Annotated in this window: 6 protein-coding genes; all 6 read right to left on the bottom strand. The window is 73.4% G+C overall.

Annotated elements, in window-relative coordinates:
* Nucleotides 1–121: 121 nt before the first annotated feature.
* The 6 genes from ACFVU9_RS39980 to ACFVU9_RS39955 all read right to left on the bottom strand — a co-directional run bounded on the left by ACFVU9_RS39980 (nt 122) and on the right by ACFVU9_RS39955 (nt 5,970).
* Nucleotides 122–331, bottom strand: a complete 210-nt coding sequence (locus tag ACFVU9_RS39980) for a hypothetical protein (protein WP_380446249.1) — start codon at nt 329–331, stop codon at nt 122–124.
* Nucleotides 332–619: 288 nt separating this feature from the next.
* Nucleotides 620–1,003: a DUF3099 domain-containing protein gene (locus ACFVU9_RS39975; RefSeq protein ID WP_387602116.1), complete on the bottom strand. Its 384-nt coding sequence runs from the start codon at nt 1,001–1,003 to the stop codon at nt 620–622.
* 113 nt (nt 1,004–1,116) lie between these two features.
* Complete coding sequence (locus tag ACFVU9_RS39970) at nt 1,117–1,665, bottom strand: RNA 2'-phosphotransferase (protein WP_380446253.1); 549 nt, start codon at nt 1,663–1,665, stop codon at nt 1,117–1,119.
* 32 nt (nt 1,666–1,697) lie between these two features.
* On the bottom strand, nt 1,698–3,095 hold the full coding sequence (locus tag ACFVU9_RS39965; RefSeq protein WP_387602113.1) for a metallopeptidase TldD-related protein: 1,398 nt from the start codon (nt 3,093–3,095) through the stop codon (nt 1,698–1,700).
* On the bottom strand, nt 3,092–4,696 hold the full coding sequence (locus ACFVU9_RS39960; RefSeq protein WP_380446246.1) for a TldD/PmbA family protein: 1,605 nt from the start codon (nt 4,694–4,696) through the stop codon (nt 3,092–3,094). Before ACFVU9_RS39960 ends, ACFVU9_RS39965 begins: the two co-directional genes overlap by 4 nt.
* Nucleotides 4,697–4,824: 128 nt before the next feature.
* Complete coding sequence (locus ACFVU9_RS39955) at nt 4,825–5,970, bottom strand: MBL fold metallo-hydrolase (protein ID WP_380446245.1); 1,146 nt, start codon at nt 5,968–5,970, stop codon at nt 4,825–4,827.
* Nucleotides 5,971–6,162 lie beyond the last annotated feature (192 nt).

Raw genomic sequence — 6,162 nt, 5'->3', positions numbered from 1 at the left:
GTCTCCCCGGCCCATTCCCCCATCGCCACAGAATGAGTCTGGCCCCACCGCTTGCGCGGCGGGGCCAGAACCCAAGATCTTCATCAGCCTTCTAGCGGCTAGTGCTGTGGCACTAGTCCGCCTAAGAGGTCCAGTCGGCGAAGGCGACGACCTCCTTGAGGAAGCCGCGCACGCCCAGGAACTGGGACAGGTGCTCGCGGTGCTCGTCGCACGCGAGCCAGGTCTTGCGACGGTCCGGGGTGTGCAGCTTGGGGTTGTTCCACACCAGCACCCAGCCGGCGTCCGCCCGGCAGCCCTTGGCGGAGCAGATCGGCGTCTGCGGGGTGTCCATCGGGCCGTCCTCGGGGCTTGGCGGGGGTTGTGCACCGCCAGTCTTTCACGGGCCCTTCCGCACACCGGCGGCCGGGGATCCCGGCGCGGCCCGGGGCGGGCATGGCGACGCCGGGCAGCCACGGGGGGAGCCGCCCGGCGTCGGTCCGTCGCTCCGACGGGGGATGCGGAGCGCGTACGCAGTATGTCACGCCGAGACCCCGGTTTGGGGAGGTCTTGCATGATTAATCTGAGGTTCTTTTGAGCTTTCGCCGAGTCAAACCATCGTGAACGTGGAGGACCCGGACAGTCAGCTCCCGCTCTGTGAAGGATCGGTGGGAGACTTCTTTGCCTCTCCTGTACCGGCCGCCGCACCCGCCCCACCCGTACCACCGGGGCCGAGCATCAGCGGGGTGTCGAGCGGGATGTCGAAGGTGCTCGGCAGACCCGGCGCCCGCTCCCGTCCGGCGTTGGCGATCAGCACCGCGAAGTACGGCAGCAGCACGCCGCCCGCGAGCGCGCCGACCGCCAGCCAGCGCTGCACGTCCCACAGCACCACGGCCAGCAGCACGCAGGCCGTCCGCAGCAGCATCGAGGCCACGTAGCGGCGCTGCCGCCCGCGGACGTCCTCGGTGAGGCTGCTGCGCGCCCCCGTGATCCGGTGGACCTGCCCGCCGTCCGCGCTCTTGCCCATGTCCTACCGTCCTCGTCGGAGCACCCGCGCGTCCGGCCGCGCGGCCAATTCACCGTACGCCGCACCCCGGCCGAGGACGAGACCGGGGCGGGCGGACACGCGCGACGGGTCCGTCAGGGCCGCCGGGAGAGGTACTGCGGGGGGACGGCGCCGGTGAGCCAGACGCCGTTCTCGCTGATCCGGAACTCGTGGCCGTCCGCCACCATCGCGGCGGCGTTCACGGTGAGCACGACCGGGCGGCCGTGCCGGGAGCCGACCCGGGTGGCCGTCTCGGTGTCCGCCGAGAGGTGGACGTCCTGGCGGGCCATCGGGCGCAGGCCCTCGTGGAAGATCGCCGCCAGGTGCCGGTCGGCGGTGCCGTGGTAGAGCACCGGGGGCGGCACGGCGGCGGCCAGACCGAGGTCGACCGCCACCGTGTGGCCCTGGTTGGCGCGGATCGAGAGACCGTCGGCGGAGTAGCCGAACCGGCGCTTGTTGTTCGTCGCGACGATGTGGTCCAGGTCGGCCCTGCTCAGCCGGTTGCCCTTCGCCGCGAGGGCGGCGAGGAGCAGGTCGATCCGCACCCAGCCGGCCTCGTCGAGGGTGATCCCGACCCACCCGGGCTCGTGCCGCAGGATGCGCGACAGCATCTTGCTCGTCTTGACCAGCCGCTTCTCGTCCATCATGTCTCTCGTATCCCCCCGTCGGCCAGTGGCTATGAGGCCTGGCTGACCGAACTCATGTTGAAGTCCGCGACACGCACGGGTGGCATCGCGGTGCGGGTGAACCAGTCGCTCCACTCGCGCGGCAGGCACCGCTCGGTGCGGCCCGCCTCGGTGATCCGGCCGAGCAGGTCGACCGGCGACTCGTTGAACCGGAAGTTGTTGACCGCGCCGACCACCTCGCCGTTCTCGACCAGGTAGACGCCGTCCCGGGTGAGGCCGGTGAGCAGCAGCGTCGCCGGGTCCACCTCGCGGATGTACCAGAGGCAGGTGAGCAGCAGGCCGCGCTCGGTGCGGGCGATCATCTCGTCCAGCGTCGGCGCGGCGTCCTGGTCGGCCGTCTCCAGCACCAGGTTGTCGACGGCCGGGCGCAGCGGCAGGCCGGTGAGGCCGGCCGCGTGGCGGGAGGTGACCAGGTCGGTCAGCACGCCCTCGCGGATCCACTCGGTGGCGCTGATCGGCAGGCCGTTGTCGAACACCGAGACGTCGCCGCCGGTGGCGTGCGCGAGGACGAACGGCGTGGCCTCCAGGCCGGGTTCGCGCGGGTCGGCGCGCAGCGTCAGCGGCAGCGCGGCGAGCTCGTCGCCGACGCGGGTGCCGCCGCCCGGCTTGGAGAAGACCGTGCGGCCCTCGTGGGCGTCCCGGCCGCCGGCGGACCAGTGCAGGTAGACCATGAGGTCGGCGACGGCCGAGGGCGGCAGCAGCGTCTCGTAGCGGCCGGCCGGGAGGTCCACCGTGCGGGCGCCCCAGCCCAGGCGCTTGGTCAGTTCGGCGTGCAGGGCGGTGACGTCGACGTCGGTGAAGTCCCGGGTGGCGGCGCCGACCCAGGCCGAGCCGGACAGGTCGGCGGTCTTGGCGTTGATCTCGACCATGCCGGTCGGCTGGTCGTGGCGCAGCCGCAGGCCGGTGGAGGTGCCCAGGTAGCTGGTGGTCACCTCGTGCCGGGCGAAGCCGTAGAGCAGTTCGCCCCGGGCGGCGGCGCGGGCGAAGGCCTCGCCGAGGGCCGGGCCGAAGTCCGCGAAGACGTCGATCGAGGTCTCGGCGGGCGGCTGGTCGAAGTGCGGCGAGGCCGGCAGGCCGGCGGCCAGCTGCTGGGCGTCCTCGGCCGGTCCGGCGGCGCGGGCGGCCTCCTCGGCGGCCCGGACGAGGCTCTCGACCTCGTCCGCGGTGACGGCCTCGCGCGAGACCACGCCGGAGGCGGTGCCCTCGGCGCCGGCCACGGTGGCGATCACGGTGAGGCGGCGGCCGCGGGTGACGCCGTTGGTGGTCAGCGTGTTGCCGGCCCAGCGGAGGTTGGCGGTGGACTCCTCGTCGGCGATCACCACGCAGCCGTCGGCGCGGGAGAGGCCGAGTGCGAGCTCGACGAGTTCGTGGGGCTGCGTCGCGGTCATCGGTGACCCGCCTCCTGCTGGGTGTTGAGCACGTTGACGTTGCGGAACAGCGCGGACGGGCAGCCGTGGCTGACCGCCGCGACCTGACCGGGCTGGGCCTTGCCGCAGTTGAAGGCGCCGCCGAGGACGTAGGTCTGCGGGCCGCCGACGGCCGTCATCGAGCCCCAGAAGTCGGTGGTGGTCGCCTGGTAGGCGAAGTCCTTGACCTGGCCCGCGAGTTCGCCGTTCCTGATGGCGTAGGCGCGTTGCCCGGTGAACTGGAAGTTGTAGCGCTGCATGTCGATGGACCAGGAGCGGTCCCCGACGATGTAGAGGCCGTTCTCGACGCCCGCGAACAGGCCCTCGGTGTCCGGGCCGTCGGCGGCGGGCCGCAGCGAGACGTTGGCCATCCGCTGCACCGGGACGTGCGCCGGGGAGTCCGCGAAGGCGCAGCCGTTGGAGCGCTCGAAGCCCTTGAGCTTCGCCATGCCGCGGTCGAGCTGGTAGCCGACCAGGACGCCGTCCTTGACGAGGTCCCAGGACTGCGTGGCGACGCCCTCGTCGTCGTAGCCGATGGTCGACAGGCCGTGTTCGGCGGTGCGGTCGCCGGTGACGTGCATCAGCTCGGAGCCGTACTTGAGCGAGCCGAGCTTGTCGAAGGTGGCGAAGGAGGTGCCGGCGTAGGCGGCCTCGTAGCCGAGGGCGCGGTCCAGCTCGGTGGCGTGGCCGATCGACTCGTGGATGGTCAGCCAGAGGTTGGACGGGTCGATGACGAGGTCGTAGCGGCCCGCCTCGACGCTCGGGGCCTTCATCTTCTCGGCCAGCAGGACGGGCAGTTCGGCGAGTTCGGCGTCCCAGTCCCAGCCGGTGCCCCTCGGGCTCCGTCCATCGGGGGACGACCCCCGGACCCCCGTGAGGTATTCGAAGCCGCGGCCGACCGGCGGGGCCAGGGTGCGCATCGAGTCGAAGGCGCCCGTGCGCTCGTCCACCGAGGTGGCCTCCAGCGTCGGGTGCACGCGGATGCGCTGCTGGGTGGTGACGGTGCCGGCGGTGTCCGCGTAGAACTTGTTCTCCTGGACGGTCAGCAGGCTCGCCTGGACGTGCGAGACGCCCTCGGCGGCCAGCAGCCGCGAGCTCCACCCGGCGAGCAGGGCGGTCTTCTCGGCGTCCGGCACGTCGAAGGGGTTGACCTCGTAGGAGGACACCCAGGTGACGTCCCGGTGGACCGGCTCCGGTGCGAGCTCGACCCGCTCGGCGGAGCCGGCCGCGCGGCTGATCCCGCCGGACAGCCGGGCCACCGCCACGGCCTGCCCGGCGACCCGCGCCGCCGCGTCGGTGGTGAGGTCCACTCCGGCGGCGAAGCCCCAGGCGCCGTCCAGCAGCACGCGGACGGCGAAGCCGAGCTGCACGCTGTCGGAGGTGCCGGCCGGGCGGGCGTCGCGCAGCCGCCAGGAGGCGCTGCGGACCCGCTCCAGGCGGAAGTCGGCGTGTTCGGCGCCGAGTTCACGGGCCCGGGTGAGCGCGGCGTCGGCGAGGGCGCGCAGCGGGTAGGCGAGGAACAGCGGATCGACGGCGCGCCCGTGGGGGACGCCGGCGCTGTCGGCCGGAGGGATCGGAGGCAAGCGAGCTCCCTGGTCGCGGGGGGTGGCGGTGCGGCGCCGCACAGGGGCGCCCGCACCGCATCATTTCCCGTCCACGCACTTTCGGCCAGCGCATTTGCCCGGCGCCGCCCCGGCGGTCCGGCGGGGCGTCAGGCGACGGTCTCCCACCAACCGTCCAGCTCGGGCGGGTTGTCGACGTCGACGCGCTCGCCGGGGCGCGGCACGGCGAGCGGGACGGCCTGGGCCTTGGCCTCCTTCAGGAGCCGCTCGACCGGTTCGGCCCACGGGTGCAGCCCGAGGTTGAAGGTGCACCAGTGGACGGGCACGAGCAGGCCGGCGCGCAGGTCCCGGTGGGCGAGGACGGCGTCCTCGGGCGTCATGTGGATGTCCGCCCAGGCCGTGTCGTAGGCGCCGATCTGGACGAGGGCGGCGTCGAACGGGCCGTGCTGCTCGCCGATCCGGGCGTAGCCCTCGAAGTAGCCGGAGTCGCCGGTGTAGAAGACCTTGCGGGTGGGGCCGGCGATCACCCACGAGCCCCACAGGGTGGTGTTGCGGGTCAGGCCGCGGCCGGAGAAGTGGTGCGCGGAGGTGAGGGTGAGTACGAGCTCGCCGAGCGTGCAGGTCTCGTCCCAGTCCAGCTCGATGATCCGGTGCTCGGGCACGCCCCACCGGCGCAGGTGGCCGCCGATGCCGAGCGGCACCGCGAACGGCGCGGACTGGGTGTGCACCAGGCGCTTGACCGTCGCCATGTCGAGGTGGTCGTAGTGGTCGTGCGAGATGAGCACGGCGTCGACCTGGGGGAGCTCCTCCAGCCCGACCGGCACGGGGTGCAGCCGCTTGGGGCCGACGTGCGCGGAGGGCGAGCAGCGGTCGCTCCAGACCGGGTCGAGCAGGACGCGCGAGCCCTCGATCTCCACGAGCGCGGAGGCGTGCCCGTACCAGGTGATCTCCACGCCCTCGGCGGCCGGACGCGGGCCGTCGGCGGGGCGCACGAGCGGCACCGGCTGCGCCGGGACGCGGCCCTCGCGCTGGAAGACCATGCGGCGGACGGTGTCGCCGTCGATGCTGGGGGCGGACGCCGCGCGGGCGAGGGTGGACGGCGCGTTGTGGAAGACGCCGTCGCGGTACTGCGGGGAGTCGCGCACCCGCTCCTCGCGCTCGCCGTCCGGCCGGCGTCCGAACGCGGCCGGGAGATCGCGCAGCGACCAGGCGGCGGCGCCCGCGACCGCGGCCAGGGCGGTGAGGGCCAGCAGCCGTCCGCGTCGGTGGGTGCTCCCGGGCTGTGCCTTGGTCATGCGCCCTGCCTCTTCGTTCCTCGCCGGGACTCTTTCGGGGAGAGGGTACGGCCGGCCCCGGGTCGTCCCGTACAACGGGTGGCAACGGGCGCACCGGCCCGGGTGTTCCCGTCCGCGCGCCCGGCCGGCCCGCGGGGTGCTCCCGGGCAGGCCGGGCGCGGATTGTCGGATTGCCACAGTTCCTTCGGTGAG

Source organism: Kitasatospora sp. NPDC057936 (assembly GCF_042887525.1).
GTDB lineage: Bacteria > Actinomycetota > Actinomycetes > Streptomycetales > Streptomycetaceae > Kitasatospora.
The sequence above is the reverse complement of the archived record's forward strand: the minus strand, read 5'-3'. Positions and strand labels throughout refer to the sequence as shown.

Excerpts from the sequence above, each read along its gene's own strand:
- ACFVU9_RS39980 (WP_380446249.1), bottom strand. The coding sequence starts at position 331 with ATGGACACCCCGCAGACGCCGATCTGCTCCGCCAAGGGCTGCCGGGCG.
- ACFVU9_RS39975 (WP_387602116.1), bottom strand. The coding sequence starts at position 1,003 with ATGGGCAAGAGCGCGGACGGCGGGCAGGTCCACCGGATCACGGGGGCG.
- ACFVU9_RS39970 (WP_380446253.1), bottom strand. The coding sequence starts at position 1,665 with ATGGACGAGAAGCGGCTGGTCAAGACGAGCAAGATGCTGTCGCGCATC.
- ACFVU9_RS39965 (WP_387602113.1), bottom strand. The coding sequence starts at position 3,095 with ATGACCGCGACGCAGCCCCACGAACTCGTCGAGCTCGCACTCGGCCTC.
- ACFVU9_RS39955 (WP_380446245.1), bottom strand. The coding sequence starts at position 5,970 with ATGACCAAGGCACAGCCCGGGAGCACCCACCGACGCGGACGGCTGCTG.